General features: G+C 61.9%; 14 protein-coding genes. 7 read left to right on the top strand and 7 right to left on the bottom strand.

Features of this window, described 5'->3' with window-relative positions; all coding sequences use genetic code 11:
* Positions 1–425: 425 nt before the first annotated feature.
* Positions 426–1,133 carry a nitroreductase family protein gene (locus ACQY7U_RS06840; protein ID WP_428643074.1) on the bottom strand — a complete coding sequence of 236 codons (708 nt, stop codon included), beginning with the start codon at positions 1,131–1,133 and terminating at the stop codon, positions 426–428.
* Positions 1,134–1,557: 424 nt separating this feature from the next.
* On the opposite strand from ACQY7U_RS06840, the gene ACQY7U_RS06835 reads away from it, so the two are divergent.
* From ACQY7U_RS06835 to ACQY7U_RS06825, 3 genes are all read left to right on the top strand, one after another.
* Positions 1,558–2,547 (top strand): ABC transporter substrate-binding protein, encoded by a 990-nt coding sequence (locus ACQY7U_RS06835; protein ID WP_428643073.1) that lies wholly within the window; start codon positions 1,558–1,560, stop codon positions 2,545–2,547.
* A gap of 98 nt (positions 2,548–2,645) precedes the next feature.
* Positions 2,646–3,977: an SDR family oxidoreductase gene (locus ACQY7U_RS06830; protein ID WP_428643072.1), complete on the top strand. Its 1,332-nt coding sequence runs from the start codon at positions 2,646–2,648 to the stop codon at positions 3,975–3,977.
* Entirely contained in the window at positions 3,977–4,444 is a 468-nt protein-coding gene (locus tag ACQY7U_RS06825; protein WP_428643070.1) for a DUF2269 family protein, read from the top strand. The genes ACQY7U_RS06830 and ACQY7U_RS06825 overlap by 1 nt, the downstream gene beginning before the upstream one ends.
* A 60-nt stretch (positions 4,445–4,504) precedes the next feature.
* On the opposite strand, the gene preA is transcribed toward ACQY7U_RS06825, so the two are convergent.
* The 6 genes from preA to ACQY7U_RS06795 all read right to left on the bottom strand — a co-directional run bounded on the left by preA (position 4,505) and on the right by ACQY7U_RS06795 (position 12,531).
* A complete protein-coding gene (preA, locus tag ACQY7U_RS06820) occupies positions 4,505–5,818 on the bottom strand; it encodes an NAD-dependent dihydropyrimidine dehydrogenase subunit PreA (protein ID WP_428643068.1) in 1,314 nt (437 codons plus the stop codon).
* A gap of 39 nt (positions 5,819–5,857) precedes the next feature.
* The gene (locus tag ACQY7U_RS06815) at positions 5,858–7,204 is read right to left on the bottom strand and encodes an NAD(P)-dependent oxidoreductase (RefSeq protein ID WP_428643067.1); all 1,347 of its coding nucleotides are present in this window, start codon (positions 7,202–7,204) and stop codon (positions 5,858–5,860) included.
* A gap of 399 nt (positions 7,205–7,603) precedes the next feature.
* A complete protein-coding gene (locus tag ACQY7U_RS06810; protein WP_428643066.1) occupies positions 7,604–7,858 on the bottom strand; it encodes a hypothetical protein in 255 nt (84 codons plus the stop codon).
* Positions 7,859–8,189: 331 nt separating this feature from the next.
* Positions 8,190–9,848: a CRTAC1 family protein gene (locus tag ACQY7U_RS06805; protein WP_428643065.1), complete on the bottom strand. Its 1,659-nt coding sequence runs from the start codon at positions 9,846–9,848 to the stop codon at positions 8,190–8,192.
* Complete coding sequence (locus ACQY7U_RS06800) at positions 9,845–11,269, bottom strand: di-heme oxidoredictase family protein (RefSeq protein ID WP_428643063.1); 1,425 nt, start codon at positions 11,267–11,269, stop codon at positions 9,845–9,847. The genes ACQY7U_RS06805 and ACQY7U_RS06800 overlap by 4 nt, the downstream gene beginning before the upstream one ends.
* Entirely contained in the window at positions 11,266–12,531 is a 1,266-nt protein-coding gene (locus ACQY7U_RS06795; RefSeq protein WP_428643062.1) for an ROK family protein, read from the bottom strand. The genes ACQY7U_RS06800 and ACQY7U_RS06795 overlap by 4 nt, the downstream gene beginning before the upstream one ends.
* 268 nt (positions 12,532–12,799) lie before the next feature.
* On the opposite strand from ACQY7U_RS06795, the gene xylF reads away from it, so the two are divergent.
* From xylF to ACQY7U_RS06775, 4 genes are all read left to right on the top strand, one after another.
* Positions 12,800–13,831, top strand: a complete 1,032-nt coding sequence (gene xylF, locus ACQY7U_RS06790) for a D-xylose ABC transporter substrate-binding protein (RefSeq protein ID WP_428643061.1) — start codon at positions 12,800–12,802, stop codon at positions 13,829–13,831.
* Between the two features lie 149 nt (positions 13,832–13,980).
* Positions 13,981–15,270: a sugar ABC transporter permease gene (locus ACQY7U_RS06785; protein ID WP_428643059.1), complete on the top strand. Its 1,290-nt coding sequence runs from the start codon at positions 13,981–13,983 to the stop codon at positions 15,268–15,270.
* Between the two features lie 24 nt (positions 15,271–15,294).
* Positions 15,295–16,062: an ATP-binding cassette domain-containing protein gene (locus ACQY7U_RS06780; protein WP_428643087.1), complete on the top strand. Its 768-nt coding sequence runs from the start codon at positions 15,295–15,297 to the stop codon at positions 16,060–16,062.
* Between the two features lie 110 nt (positions 16,063–16,172).
* On the top strand, positions 16,173–16,321 hold a 149-nt coding region (locus ACQY7U_RS06775), incomplete at its 3' end, for an FGGY family carbohydrate kinase (RefSeq protein ID WP_428643086.1).

Genomic DNA, 16,321 nt, shown 5'->3' with positions numbered 1-16,321 from the left:
TCGACTATCGTTCCTGCCAATCGACGTAAACGCCCGAATGGCCGCACTCTGCGCAATGGGCGCCGACATACACCCAGCGGATATCACTCGAGTTGGGGTACAATGCCGACCCAATTCCCAAAGAAAGTTCCTCGTTTTCGCAAGGGCAAACATTCTGCAACAAGTCATTGGAGTAATTTTCACTTTCCAGGATGTCTATCTTGTCGCCGCAAGAGATACATCTTGCGATTGCGGCTCCTTGAAGATCATCGATGAAAAGATGAAGGACATTGCTTCCGCAATTGCAGGAAAGAAAGCTGAACTCCGTTATCTTGTTCCCGTTCAGATCAGATTAACGTTCGATTTCCTTCCGTAATGTGGCAGGGGCAGTGTCTGCACTCATCAAATGATCCAATCTGAACGGAATATGCGTTAATTAGGTGTTTTCAGATTTTCTCAGAGTCAGGAAAAACCGTCAAAATCTCCTCCAGCGGCTTCTTGATTTTGGCCACCGCCGGCACCGTCGCATCTTCCGCCGGATGCCCCACGGCGAGGATCATCACCGGCTTTTCCGCTTCCGGGCGGTGCAGGATCGCGTTCAGGAACTTCATCGGGTTGGGCGTATGCGTCAGCGCGCTGAGGCCGGCGTGGTGAAGCGCGGTGATGAGCATGCCGGTGGCAATGCCGACGCTTTCCGGGACGTAATAGTGCTTGTAACGCGATCCGTCCTCATAGGTGCCCCAGCGCTGAGCGAAGATAACGATCAGCCAGGGTGCGATTTCCAGATGCGGCTTGTGGGCATCGGTGCCGATGGGTTCCAGCGCCTTGATCCATTCGTCGCCCGCGCCGCCGTCGTAAAGCCGTCGTTCCTCTTCTTCCGCCGCCAGACGGATCTTGCTCTTCAGCGCCGGATCGGAAATCGCAACAAAATGCCAGGGCTGGTGATTGGCGCCACTGGGAGCGGTGCCGGCAGCCCGGACACAGGTCTCGATGACCGAGCGCTTCACCGGGCGGTCGGAGAATTCGCGAACCGTGTGGCGGGTGCGGATGTCGTCGTAAAACTCCTCAGCCCGTGCCTGCATTTCCTTTTCGGAATAGTGACGCCGGTCCGGTAACGGCAAGGATTTGTATTCCAATAAGGTCTTTGCGATCATTCCGGCTCTCTCCCATCGGCGTCCGCCCCTTTTCAAACCGGGGTTCCGGACGACTTCGCAATCCGGGGGACTATGAAACGTCTTCCCGCACGTCAGGCAAACCAATTACTCCTTGCCGACTCAACCGGATTTAACAGGTGACGATTTTCTCTCGCTTGGGTAGAACAATCAAACGTATTTCACCTTGATGAAAAAATAACCTTGACCAGCGACACGGCAGCTTTCTAGATTTTCTTGACCAAATGGTCAGTGAAGATCGCACAGAGACAAAAATGTCCGGGTGGTCTTGATGCTGCCGGATTGCCGGGTTCCGGTACGGGGCGGATGGGAGCCGCTCCTGCACACCGGGCCGGCGAGGGGTTTGAAAATACCAGAGAAGGGCGGCACCATGCAGGTGACACCCGTAACCAGTAGGGGAATGGCAATGAAGGCATTGAAAAGTCTGGCGCTTGTATCCGTTTTGGGAGCAAGCCTGGTCTCGGGCGCGGCGAATGCCGCGGACGAGCTGACGCTGCAGCTCAAATGGGTCACGCAGGGCCAGTTTGCCGGTTATTACGTGGCAAAGGACAAGGGCTTCTATGATGAAGAAGGCCTGGATGTAACGATCAAACCGGGCGGCCCCGACATCGCGCCGCCGCAGGTGATTGCCGGCGGTGGCGCTGACGTCATCATCGACTGGATGCCGTCCGCCTTGGCTTCGCGCGAAAAGGGCGTGCCGCTCGTCAACATCGCCCAGCCGTTCAAGAAGTCCGGCATGATGCTGACCTGCCGCAAGGACACCGGCATCTCGATCCCGCCGGACCTCAAGGGCAAGACGCTCGGCGTCTGGTTCTTCGGCAACGAATATCCGTTCCTGTCCTGGATGAGCAAACTCGGTCTCTCGACCGATGGCGGTGAAAACGGCGTGACCGTCCTGAAGCAGGGCTTCAACGTCGATCCGCTCCTGCAGAAGCAGGCCGACTGCATCTCCACCATGACCTATAACGAATACTGGCAGGTGATCGATGCCGGCATTCCGGAGGAAGATCTGGTCGTGTTCAAATACGAGGACCAGGGTGTTGCCACGCTGGAAGACGGCCTCTACGTGCTGGAATCCAGCCTCGACGATCCGGCCATGGTCGACAAGCTCGCCCGCTTCGTGCGCGCCTCCATGAAGGGCTGGGCCTATTCGACCGAGAACCCGGAAGAAGCGGCCGAAATCGTTCTTGAGAACGATGCGACCGGTGCCCAGACCGAGAAGCACCAGATCCGCATGGTCGGTGAAATCAACAAGCTGGTGGACGGGTCCGACGGCAAGCTCGACATGGAAGCCTATGACCGCACCGTGAAGTCGCTCCTGAGCGGCGGTTCCACGCCGGTCATCACCAAGCTGCCGGAAGGCGCGACGACAACTGTCGTGACCGACAAGCTGTAATCATGAAATTGCCCCGGAGCGGGAAACCGCCCCGGGGCATTGCTGTTGTGTGATTGAACTTTTCCTTTTAAGCGCATCCCTTCCGGACACTTTTTTCAATGGCGGCGCTGAAGGCGGCCACGGAAGCGGAAACGATGAAACAAGCAGCCGTTCTCGGGGCATACGGGTTTATCGGGGCCGCCTGCGTCAGGGCGCTCCGGGAGGCGGGCTATCGCGTGACCTGTATCGGCCGCTCGCTAGAATGCGGCAGGAAGGCCTTTCCCGATCTTGACTGGGTGCAAAGGGACTTTGCCGACACCCTGGCCGGGGACTGGAAGTCCCTGCTGGGCGGTATGGATGTGGTCGTCAATGCATCCGGAGCCTTGCAGGACGGAGCAAGGGACAATCTCGCCGCCATTCACGAAACGGCGGTGAAACGGATCTGCGAAGCCCTGGAGGGAACGCAGGTCCGCTTCGTCCAGATCTCGGCAGCCGGCGTGTCCGAAGACGCGCCGACAAATTTCTTCCGCACCAAGGCCCGGGGCGATGCGACCATCATGGCCTCCCGGACCGACTGGATTATCCTGCGTCCCGTCCTGGTTCTTGGTGCGGATGCGTATGGCGGTACCGCGCTGCTGAGGGCAGGCGCCGCCATGCCCTTCGCGGGCCTTGAGTTGTTCGGAAACGCAAGGATCCAGACCGTACATGTCGATGACGTCGCCAGGGCAGTGGTGCAGGCGGCAAGCGGAGATCTCGGCACGCGGTTCGTGGCGGATCTGACGGAAGACGGCAGCCGGAGTTTCTCCGAACTCGTGTGCCGTTTCCGGTCATGGCTGGGCTACCCGGACTGGCGCGCCCGGATTGCCGTGCCTGAATTTGCAATCAGCATTCTCAGGAAGGGCGCCGATGCCCTCGGGTGGCTCGGCTGGCGGTCACCGCTCAGGACCAACGCGCTCAAGTCTCTGGACAGCGGGATCACTGGCGACCCTGAGGGCTGGCGGCAACGCGGCGGCATTCCTCTGAAGTCCCTGGAGCAGACGCTTGCGGTCCTGCCCGCGACGGCACAGGAACGTGCCTTTGCCAGGCTTTACCTGCTGCTTCCGCTCGCAATCGGCTGCCTTTCCCTTTTCTGGACGCTTTCCGGCCTCATCGGGGTTTTCTCCTACCGCGACGCGATGGCCGTTTTGACCGGCACCGGCATTTCGCAGCCAATGGCGGCGGCTGCCGTCTTCGGCGGGGCCGTTGCGGATCTGACGCTCGGCATCGCGGTGCTTTTCCGCCGGTGGTGCCGGCGCGCGTCGATCGGCATGATTCTGGTCGCTCTGGCCTATCTGACCGGAGGCACTTTGCTGACACCCCATCTTTGGGCGGATCCGCTCGGTCCACTGGTCAAGGTCTTGCCTTCCCTTGTGCTCGCCGCGCTGGTGGTCCTGGTTCTGGAGGAACGCTGATGTGGTACGACCTTCTGCGCTACGCCCACGTCGTCGGTGCCTGCGTGCTGCTTGGAACGGGCGCCGGCATTGCCTTCTTCATGGTGATGTCCAACCGCTCGCGGAACCCGGCGCTGATCGCGCATGTCGCAGGGATCGTGGTTCTGGCCGATACGGTCTTCACGGCGACGGCTGCCCTGTTTCAACCGGTCACCGGCGCGCTTCTGGCCCGCGAAGCCGGCTGGCCCCTCTGGGAAGGCTGGGTGTTCGTCTCGCTCTGTCTTTACGTCTTTGTCGGTGCCTTCTGGCTGCCGGTCGTCTGGATCCAGGTCCGGCTACGGCGCCTTGCCGCGCAGGCTGCGGAAACAGGAGACGCCTTGCCGGAGGCCTATCACCGGCTCTACCGGATCTGGTTCGCCTGCGGCTTTCCAGCTTTCTTCGCGGTTCTGGCCATCATCTGGCTGATGCTGACCAAACCGGAGTTCTGACATGAAAAACGCAGGCAAGCGGGGGCTTGCCTGCGTTTGAAGCGTGACCGAATACCGGGATTACTCGGCCGCTTCGGTAACCGCCATCGGATTGTTCGGATGGGTCGTCCAGTTGGCGTAGTCCTTTTCCACGACCTTCTTGGTGCGCGGATCGATGCTGCCCGGAGCCATCGGCTCCATGGTGATGCAGTTCTCGATCGGGCAAACGTTGACGCAAAGATTGCAGCCGACGCATTCCTCGTCGATTACCTCGAACTTGCGCACACCGTCGACCATATTGGTGATCGCCTGGTGAGACGTGTCCTCGCAGGCGATATGGCAGCGACCGCATTCGATGCACAGATCCTGGTCGATCTTGGCCTTGGCAATGTAGTTCAGGTTCAGATACTGCCAGTCGGACACATTCGGGACGGCACTGCCGATGAACTGGTCGACGGAGGTGTAACCTTTCTGGTCCATCCAGTCGCTGAGGCCGTCGATCATGTCCTCGACCACGCGGAAGCCGTAGGTCATCGCGGCGGTGCAGACCTGAACGGAGCCGGCGCCGAGCGCCATGAACTCGGCCGCGTCGCGCCAGGTCGTAACCCCGCCGATGCCAGAGATCGGCAGGCCGTGGGTGGCCGGATCGCGGGCGATTTCAGCCACCATGTTGAGGGCGATCGGTTTCACCGCCGGGCCGCAATAGCCGCCATGGGCCCCCTTGCCGTCGACAGACGGGGCTGGAGACATGTTGTCGAGATCGACGCCCATGATGGAGTTGATGGTGTTGATCAGGGAAACGGCGTCCGCACCACCTGCCTTGGCGGCCTGGGCCGGCTTGCGCACGTCGGTGATGTTGGGCGTGAGCTTGACGATGCAGGGCATGCGCGAGTGCTGTTTCACCCAGCGGGTAACCATCTCGATATATTCCGGCACCTGACCGACGGCGGACCCCATGCCGCGTTCGCTCATGCCGTGCGGGCAGCCGAAGTTCAGTTCCACACCGTCTGCTTCGGTCTCCTCGACCCGGCGCAGGATGTCGATCCAGTTCTGCTCCTCGCAGGGGACCATCAGCGAGACCACGAGCGCCCGGTCGGGCCAGTCGCGTTTCACCTGCTTGATTTCGCGCAGGTTCACTTCCAGTGGCCGGTCCGTGATCAGTTCGATGTTGTTGAGGCCGATCAGCTGCCGGTCCTTGCCATGGATCGCGCCGTAGCGCGGGCCGTTGACGTTGACGACAGCCGGATCTTCCCCCAGCGTTTTCCAGACGACGCCGCCCCAACCGGCCTTGAAGGCCCGGACGACGTTGTATTCCTTGTCGGTCGGCGGCGCGGAAGCCAGCCAGAACGGGTTCGGCGATTTGATGCCGATGAAGTCAGTACGCAAGTCAGCCATGATGGCTCTCCCTCAAATACGTGACGCCGAGCGCCCGGGTCAGGCGCTCAAGGCGGCGTTGATGCTTTCGGCGGCAATCTTTCCGTCTTCCACGGCTGCGACCGTCAGGTCGTCGCCGCCCAGAACGCAGTCGCCGCCCGCCCAGACGTCGGCAAGGCTCGTCCGGCGGTCCGCGTCGACCACGATGCGGCCCTTTTGAAGGGAAAGAGCGCCTTCCAGGCCGGTCTGAACCAGGGTCTGGCCCACAGCCTTGAACACCATGTCGGCGGGCAGGGTGACTGTTGCGCCGGTGCCGGTCAAGGAACCATCTTGCTCTTCCGTCCGCTCCAGCTCAATGGCGGTGACCGACCCGTTCTCGGCGACAAGTGCCTTCGGCTGGGCCCAGGTCAGGATCCGGACGCCATTGGTCTGCGCCAGATGCTGCTCGTATTCGGACGCGTTCATCCGCTCCTGGCCGCGCCGGTAGGCGATGGTGACGTCTTCCGCGCCGAGCAGCTTGGTCTGAACGGCGATATCGACCGCGGTCATGCCGCCGCCGATGACGACGATACGCCGCCCGACCGGGAGTTTGGAAAGGTCCTTTGCCTGACGCAGATCGGCGATGTAGTCGACTGCGTCGATGGCGCCGCCCTTGTCCTCGCCCTCAAGGCCGAGCGCGTTGACGCCGCCAAGGCCGATGCCGAGGAAGACCGCGTCGTAGGACGCGCGCAGGTCGGCCAGGTCCAGATTGTCGCCGAGGCGCATGCCGGTTTTCACCTCGATGCCGCCGATGGACAGGATGAACTCGACTTCGCGCGCTGCGAAATTGTCGACGGACTTGTAGGAGGCGATGCCGTATTCGTTGAGGCCGCCGGCCTTTTCACGCGCATCGAACAGCGTCACGTCGTGGCCGTGAACGGCGAGGCGATGGGCACAGGAAAGGCCCGCCGGGCCCGCGCCGACAACGGCAATCTTCTTGCCGGTGCTTGCTGCCCGGGTGAACGGTGTGGAGGTGTTCTCCGCCATGTAGTGATCGGTGGCGTAGCGCTGCAGCTGGCCGATCTTCACCGGCTTGCCTTCGGCCACTTCCCGCACGCAGACCTGTTCGCACAGGGTCTCGGTCGGACAGACGCGGGCGCACATGCCGCCCAGGATGTTCTGTTCGAAGATGGTCTTGGCCGATCCGGTCGGGTTGCCGGTCGAGATCTGGCGGATGAACTGGGGAATGTCGATGCTTGTCGGGCAAGCCTGCATGCACGGCGCGTCGTAGCAAAAATAGCAGCGGTCGGCTTCGACCTGGGCTTCGTGCTGATCCAGAAGCGGATGCAGGTCGCTGAAATTCTCTGCGTAAACGTCCTCAGGCAAGCGTCCGGCGGCAATGTCCGGTCCGGCTTTGGTCTGGGTCATGGAGATCTCCGGAAGGTTGGCGATCGTTTTTCAAGGCGGCCTCCTTCGTTTTTTGAGGAAGCTCTGAAACCATTGGAAAAAAATTTGAACAGTTAGTCAAATATTTTTAGAACAAATAAAAACTTGAGGTAAAACTTCAGCAATTTTATTGCCGAGAAATCAGTGCGTTAGGCGCAAATTTCAACATGCATAAAATTACGCCACGGAGCAATCCCGAGCCGTTGAAACGGCGCGGACGGCATGATTTTGTCAGAAAACCGGAGATCGTGGGCCCGAAGCGCCAGCGGAGGATCTGCGCCGGGCACTGAAGAGGGTGCCCGGACCCGGCCGTCGGGCCTGGGCAGGGGCGACGCAATGAGGCCGTCCCGGTGCAGGCCGATCAAACGGATCGGCGCACCGTCAGTGCGGCCGTTGGGAAAGCAGCGGGGTGTAAGCCAAGGTCCGTTTCGGCCCGGAACCGGCCAGAAACAGGAAGACCGTGCAGAATCCGAGGACGATGAGCGTCAACGGCCACAAGAAACTGGCGCCTGTCCTCAGGGTCAGGCGTGCCAACCGGTCCTGTCCGCGTGCTGGCAGGTCTGCCGTCAACAGAATAAGTATCGAAAGTGCGATGGCGCCATAAAGGCCCATGCAAAACATTGTTACAAAAAACATATCGCTTGCTCACCTCAACTACACAGCGCTGCAACCTCAAGGCCTGATTGCGGCACTGTACTCCGGTTCCCACCGGTGAACTGCCATGTGTAAACGAAACGTTAAGGTTTATAGCGGGTGCCGTAACGTCAAATTTTAAAGTTATCCTCGAAAAATATGCGCTTGGGGAAAAGACCTATGCCGGGGCTCGCGGGCCTTGAAAAAGGCATGGACCGCCACCGGAAGGACAAATTTGGTGGTGGGCTTGCGGGCACCGAATCGAAAAGGCCCCGGATTGTTCCGAGGCCCCTGCCAGTAATTGGCCGATTTCCGAACGCCAGGCTGCGGATTTTCACTCCGGGTACCAGAGCTTGGCCTTCTCTGCGCCGCGCTCGATGATCACATGGCCGTTTGCGAAGACACGATAGCCATGGCTCCAGTCACCGTCCGGCCAGCGCACGCGCACATTTGCCCGCTCGGCGACGCCGAGGCCGAAATGGACAAAACCCATCTGACCGGAGGCATGACCCGCCCCGACCTGAATGTCCTTAACGACCGTATGGTTGCCGGTCTTGACGCTGATCCTGGCGCCGACGGCGCGGTTGTTGGGTTGGCCGGGCTGACGGATTTCGACCGCCAGCCAGTTGCCGAGGGGCTTTGGAGCTGCAGCGCTGCCCTGCCCGGTGTTGCGGAAGAGGCTCACCGGGGCTGCCCGGTTGACGACAACAAGATCCAGGAGGCCGTCGGCGTTGAAATCCGCCAGGCCCGCGCCGCGTCCCCGGCGGTCAAGGCCGATCCCTGCGGTATCGCCCGCCTCGGTGAACGTGCCGTCCCATTGGCCGAGCAGCAGGTTGTCCGGGTCGTATGAGGCGAAATCCGGCATGGCCTCGACATTGCCCTTGGCGATGAAAAGGTCCCAAAGGCCGTCGTTGTTGACGTCCTGGAATTCGGAATGCCACCCGGTCGACGGTTTCAGGTCGTCACCGGAATAGGGCCGGTGCGCCGTCACGCCGAGGTCGAAGGCGATGTCCTGATAGACGGGAACCGTCTCGTCCGCTCCGGCGTCCAGTTTCTGCAGCTTGGTGTCACCCATGCTGGTAAGCGCATATTCCGGATAACCGTCGACATCGAGATCCACCGAGGCGATGCCCATGCCCCAGATCTTCAGATGCTGCCAGCCGTCGGACTTGCGATAGGGCCGGGGCGGGCGTCCGGGCGGCACGGCCCATAACTGCTCTTCGCCGCCACGATAATAGTGGCGGTCGTTGGAGATCCTGAGCGCCGGCTCGCCGGAACGGTTCCAGTCGGTAAAAAGGATCGACAAGGTGCAATAACCGGGCGACAGGCGTGTTGCCTCCGGATAGCGGAGCGATCCGTCCGCGCCTTTTTCCGGCCGGAACAGGAAATTGTCGTGGCAGGTGCCCCAGGGCGCGCCGGGTGCGGAACGGTCGACATAGTTGCCGAAGGCGAGCGTCGGGTAGTCGAGCTCCGGCTCGAAAGTGGCGGAAAAGGCGGTCGTCCACTCCCGGCCGCCGTCAAACTCCAATGCGCGGTTGGCGACGTCGAACCTGCAGGCGCCTTTGCCTTCAAGCAGGAGGTTCTCCCCGAGCCGCAGCAGAACCAGATCCAGAATGCCGTCGTTGTTGAAGTCGAGCGGGTAGGCGCCGAGCACCTTGCCGGACTGCTTTTCGGTCAGGTCCGTTTCTACCGGTTCGAATTTCAGCGGTCCGGCGGTAAGGCTGAGGTTCCGGTAGAGCCGGGCCGGGTTCTTGCCGCCGGCAAGAAACAGGTCCGGACGCCGGTCGCCGTCGCAGTCGAAAATGGCGGCACCGCCGCCGACGAAATATTCCCAGGCTCCGTCATAGGTGTGGTCGATCCCGGCCGCGCTTGCCTCCTCCACGTAGGACGGGACGGGGGCGATGGAACTCCGGCGAGCGTCCTCCGTTGCGCTGGCCGGAAAGGCCAGGGCCGTCAGCAACAGCCAGGAGACCGGAAAAGCAAGATGTTTCATTCCGCAATCTCCAGGCTGCGCAGGAAGGCGATGATGGTCTGACGCTGTTCCTCAGCGAGGTCCGCATAGGCTTTCCGGCTTTCCGTCGCCTCGCCGCCATGGGCAAGGATCACTTCTTCCAGCGTGGTCAGGTCGCCCCGGTGGCCATAGGGCGCGGTGCTGCCGATACCCCAGAGTTCCGCGGTGATGAAGACATCCCGGGCAACGAAGCGCTGCGCCAGCAGCTCGTTGCCGAGCGTGTCGTTCTGCGCATCGGCAATCTTGTGGCGTTTCAGGTCGCCGAAAAGCGGTACCAGAACCCGGCCCTGATCGTCCCGGGGCAGGGCCTTGACCCAGTCCAGCGTGCCGAGGTCGAGATTGAGCGGCGCCTTGACGTCGCTCTGGCGCAGTGTCCCGGCGGTATCGAACGGGCCGGGATCGTGAAAGACAAGGCTCTCGAGCGGCAGTGCGGGCACGTGGCAGGAGGTGCAGCCGATGTCAGCAAAGAGCGTCTCGCCCGCAGCAGCGGCATCCTGCCAGACCTTCGGCAGGTCCTGCTTCCGGGTTGGGGCCGGCAGTGTTGCCTGCCAGGCCACAAGCGCCGAAATCTGGCCCGGGGTCAGTTCGTCCGGGTGGCTGTCGCCGTCGAAGTCCGCCGTTCCGGTCCAGTTCGCACCGAAGCGTTCGCTCGCCTGCATGCCGTGGTGGTCGTTCATGGCGTTGACCGTGAACTGGCGCAGTGAGGCAAATACACCCTTCTGGCTGAAGGGGCGCAAGGTGAGATCGTCGTCGATGCCATCAAGACCGGAAACGTCGAGTGTGCCGTCCGCGGAGGCGGTCAGCGTGCCGAACGGGATGCCCTTCGTCTGCAGGGCAACCGTCACCGCCTGCCCGGTTTTCCGGGCCTTGGCCAGCACGTCCAGTCTTTGCCGTCTGAGATCGGCCGTCATTTCCCGGGCGAGCAGCTCGATCAGGCCGGCGCCCTGGATGGCATTGGTGTTGCGTTCGTTGGAAAACTGCGGATCGATCGTGTCGAAATCGGCGCTCTCGAATCCCTCTGACACGAAGACGTTGGCGGTAAAGGCTCCAGCGCCCCCGTCGACCGGCTCGTTGTGACAGGAGGCGCAGGCATTGGCGTCCATTCCGGCCAGCCTCTGGAAGGCGAGGGGGGAATGACGGCGCACCTTGGTCGGCACGATGGCCCCGGTCGCGTCCGGCCTGCCGGCCCCGTCCAGCGTGGTGAATTTTGCTGCAAAAAGCTGTTTGCCCAGAGGTTGAAGAACCGGGATGGGGTCCTTGCCGGATGCCGCCAGCGCCTCGATATCGACATCTTCCAGAACCGCCCGTTCGCTCCAGGGGGCCGGCTCCTCCGCCAGCGCCTGGACCGGTGCAACCAGCCCCAGCACCAGGAGCGAGGATGCCAGTTTCAGTCGCCGGATCATGCTGGCACCTCCTTGCCGTCGGTTCTGGCGGCGCGGCTTCCTTGCGGGGTCGCCGTTCCCAGAAAGTCCTTGTCCAGCCGTTCCATGGACTGGGCGATCAGGCCGCTGCGGATGAAGTCCTCGTTCCAGGGCATGACGTCGAGGGAGAAATTGTTGCGAAGGTCCGCAACCAGCGCTTCCTCCAGTCCCTCCCACATGCCCTTTTCCATGAAGGAGAACGCGCGCATGGCGGCACCCGTCAGCACAACGCGCTTCGGGTCTATCATGGCGATCACCCGGGCGATGCCGTATCCGAGCACGCGTCCGGCCTCGTGGAAGGCCTTTTGCGCGTTCTCGTCGCCGGATCCTGCAAGTTCGATCAGCCGGGCGAGGCCGCCGACGCCCGCCTTGATCGTAATGGGATCGGTATCTTCCGGCTGGTGGGTCGCCGCGCGGACCAGGGCATAATCGGAAAGATAGGCCTCCAGGCAACCCTTCTTGCCGCATCGGCACAGCGCGCCACCGGGGATGTGGTTGGCATGACCGAATTCGGCGGCCGTTCCGCTTGCCCCGGAAAAAAGGTGGTTGTCGAGGTAAAGCCCCATGCCGACACCGTAATCGAGCATGATCACCGCAAAGGTGCCGCTGTACCGGTTCGGGTCGGACCAGTGCAGGGCCTCGGTTATCATGTTGGTATCGTTGGAGATATAACACTCGGCGCCGAAAGCGGACTGCAGCGGATTGACGATCGGGATCTTCCGGCCCGCGAACGCCGGGCTCCAGGCGACGAGGCCCGTTTCCGTCTCCACCACGCCCTGGGCCGCGACGCCGATCTCCCGCACCCGGGCGGGTTTGACGTCCGCTTCCTTCAGGAACTGCGAGATCGCTTCAACCAGCGTACCGGGGAAGCTGTCCGCGTCCGCGGTGGCGCTGTCGAAATGGGTGCGTTTCTCCCGCGTCACCTCACCGGCGAAATTCACCAGGGCAAGGTCGATGTTGTTCACCGACAGCCTGACGCCGATGGTGAAAACCGCATCCGGATTGAGTTTTAGCAGCGTTCGCGGACGGCCCCGCGCCTGATGCGTTTTGGGTTCTTCCGACTCCAGGCTCAGGATCAGCCCCTGGTCGAGCAGATCGGAGGTGATGGCCGTCACCGTCGCGGGACTGAGCCGCGTGATCTGCCCCAGATCGATCCGTGCCATCGGACCGCTCCGGCGCAGGGCCTGGAGGACGATACTTCTGTTTTGCCGCCGGATCTGGTCCCGGTCCGCCTTGCGTGTCATGCTCGCTCAGCTCTTCCCAAGGTGTTTCCTCTGTCCCGGGTTTCTCCCGGTTTTTCTACTCTTTAGCGCGATTTTTCGATCACGTGGAGCAGAGTTTTGCAAAACCATGTTGACAGGAGCCGCGCTTTCCTGCAACTTTTTTTCGGACACCAAAAAAAATAACAACAAGGTTGTCCTTTCTGAAGGCGCCTCGAAAAGGCGCCGCGACACAGACGCATTTTCTGGCGCAGCCGGTAAACGGGTTGCGCCCACTGGAGGAAACATCGCAATGCGTAAACTTACCACTTTGCTGGCGGGCGCCCTGCTGTCCGCAACCGCGATCAACCTGGCCCATGCCGAAGACATCGTCGTTGGCGTCAGCTGGTCCAACTTCCAGGAAGAACGCTGGAAGACCGACGAAGCCGCCATCAAGGGCGCTCTGGAAGCCGCCGGTGCGAAATACATCTCCGCTGACGCCCAGAGCTCTTCCGCCAAGCAGCTTTCCGACGTCGAGGCCCTGATCGCGCAGGGTGCAACCGCCCTGATCATCCTGGCTCAGGACTCCCAGGCCATCGGCCCGGCTGTCCAGGCTGCTGCCGATGAAGGCATTCCGGTTGTCGGCTACGACCGTCTGATCGACGATCCGCGCGCCTTTTACCTGACCTTCGACAACGTCGAGGTCGGCCGCATGCAGGCCCGGGCGGTTCTCGAAGCCGCGCCGAAGGGCAACTACGTCATGATCAAGGGCTCCGCGACCGACCCGAATGCGGACTTTCTCCGTGGCGGCCAGCAGGAAATCCTGCAGTCGGCCATCGACGCGGGCGACATCAAGATCGTCGGCGAAGCCTACACCGACGGCTGGCTTCCGGCGAACGCTCAGCGCAACATGGAACAGATCCTGACGGCCAACGACAACAAGGTTGACGCCGTTGTCGCTTCCAACGACGGCACCGCCGGTGGTGTTGTCGCGGCTCTCGCGGCCCAGGGCATGGACGGCATTCCGGTGTCCGGTCAGGACGGCGACCACGCCGCTCTGAACCGCGTTGCCAAGGGAACGCAGACGGTTTCCGTCTGGAAGGACGCGCGTGACCTCGGCAAGGCTGCCGGTGAAATCGCTGTTGCCCTGGCGGGCGGTTCCGACCTGGGTGACGTCGAGGGTGCTGCCGCATGGACGTCTCCGTCCGGCACCGAGCTGACCGCCAAGTTCCTGGCACCGCTGCCGGTGACCAAGGCCAACCTGAGCGCGGTTGTCGACGCTGGCTGGATTTCCAAGGAAGACCTGTGTCAGGGCGTCGAAAACGGCCCGGCACCCTGTAACTAATAACGATACGCAACAGACGCGGCCCCGGTTACACTGTGACCGGGGCCTTGAATAAGGGATAGCTGTCCAGGGTCCGCACCCGATGTCAGCACCCCGGGATGGGCCACCCGATGCGTAAGCGCAATGGTCTCCAAGCAGGAGTAACCTCGATGTCCGATACCGCTCTGTCAGGGCCCAAGAGCCCGACAGCACGAAACCTCTTTGCCGCGTTGCAGCTCGACACGCGCCTTCTGGGCATGATCGGGGCGTTCATCGTCCTGTGTCTGATCTTCAACGTGGTCACCGATGGCCGGTTCCTGACGCCGCGCAACATCTTCAACCTGACGATTCAGACCGTATCCGTCGCCATCATGGCGACCGGCATGGTGTTCGTCATTGTCACCCGTCACATCGACCTTTCGGTCGGCTCCGTCCTGGCGACGGTCGCGGCTGTCATGGCGGTTGTCCAGACGGACATCCTGCCGCCGGTGCTTGGTCTCGGTCATCCGGCCATTTGGATCCTCGCCATTCTGGCAGGGGTTGTCGTCGGTGTTGCGATCGGTGCGTTTCAGGGGTGGATGATCGGTTATCTCGGCATTCCGGCTTTCATCGTGACGCTTGGCGGACTTCTGGTCTGGCGCAACGTCGCCTGGTTCATCACCTCCGGCCAGACCATCGGCCCGCTCGACGAAACCTTCAACATGATCGGTGGCATCGGCGGTACCATGGGCGAGACCGGGTCCTGGATCTTCGGCGTCCTGGCAGTCGCAGCGGCTCTTTGGATGCAGATTGCCTCCCGCCGGCGGAAGGCCTCGCACGGCTTCCCGATCAAGCCGGCCTGGGCGGAAACGACCATGGCCGTCATCACTGCCGTCGCCATTCTCGGTTTCGTCTGGATCCTGAATTCCTATGACATCCCCAAGGCGCGCCTGAAGCGCATCTTCGAAGCCGCCGGCGAAACACTGCCGGACGGGTTTACAACGGGCTACGGCATTCCCTATTCGGTTCTGCTTCTGATCGTCGTGGCAATCGTCATGACGGTGACCGCGCGCCGCACGCGTCTCGGGCGCTACATCTTCGCGACCGGCGGCAACCCGGATGCGGCCGAACTGTCGGGCATCAACACCCGCTTCCTGACGGTCAAGATCTTCGCGGTCATGGGCGGCCTATGCGCCCTCGCAGCTGCCGTTGCCGCTGCCCGTCTCGGCTTCTCCACCAACGATATCGGAACGCTCGACGAACTCCGCGTCATTGCCGCGGCCGTCATCGGCGGCACCGCGCTGGCCGGCGGGGTCGGCACCATCTACGGCGCCATCCTCGGTGCGCTGATCATGCAGTCCCTGCAGTCCGGCATGGCCATGGTCGGCGTCGACGCCCCGCTTCAGAACATCGTGGTCGGCACGGTCCTCGTTATCGCCGTCCTGGTCGACATCATCTACCGCAAGCGTACGGGAGAGTAATCCATGGCAACCCCTCTCGTAGAAATGAAAGACATGTGCATCTCCTTCGGCGGGGTGCACGCGGTGGATCACGTCTCCGTCGATTTGTATCCCGGCGAAGTGGTCGGCCTTCTCGGCCACAACGGTGCCGGCAAGTCGACCCTGATCAAGATCCTCTCGGGAGCCTACAAGGCCGACAGTGGCGAGATCCGTATCAACGGCGAGGAAGTCCACATTCACTCGCCGCGCGATGCGCGCGCGCAGAACATCGAGACGATCTACCAGACGCTGGCGCTGGCGGACAATCTCGATGCGGCATCGAACCTCTTTCTCGGCCGTGAACTGACTTCGCCGCTCGGCTTTGTTGACGACGACGCCATGGAAGCGGAAACCCGCAAGATCATGGGCCGGCTCAATCCGAACTTCCGCAAGTTCAAGGCCCCGGTGAAGGCGCTGTCCGGCGGGCAACGCCAGTCGGTAGCAATCGCCCGGGCGGTCTATTTCAACGCCCGCATCCTGATCATGGACGAGCCGACCGCCGCCCTCGGGGTTCAGGAAACGGCCATGGTGACGGAACTGATCCACGAGCTGAAGAAACAGGGCCTCGGCATCTTCCTGATCGACCACGACATTCATTCGGTCATGCAGACCTGCGACCGCGCCGCCGTCATGAAAAACGGCAAGGTGGTCGGGACCGTGAAGGTCGACCAGGTGACCGAAGACGACCTTCTTGGAATGATCATTCTCGGGAAATGTCCTCCCGGCGCGATCCCGGGACCGGGTGCGATCAATCCGGAGATCGCCGCAGCCTGAAACTCCGTTATGGCGGTTCCCGAAACGGACCGCCGGTGAAAACTCCTTCGATCGTGCCGGCTGTCCGGCTGGCACGATTCTCTTTTGCCTGTATTTGAGGTGCGTCCCTCATGTTTGTCGGTGTCGACATTGGAACAAGTTCGGTCAAGGCCGTCCTGCTGGATGAAAACCAGTTGCATATCGGCTCGGCTACCTCCGGCCTGACGGTGGAGCGGCCGCATCCCTCCTGGTCCGAGCAGGACCCGGACAGCTGGTGGAC

Origin of the sequence: Roseibium sp., assembly GCF_050301095.1 — a bacterium.
Classification (GTDB): Bacteria; Pseudomonadota; Alphaproteobacteria; order Rhizobiales; family Stappiaceae; genus Roseibium.
This window is presented reverse-complemented; position numbering and strand designations above follow the sequence as displayed.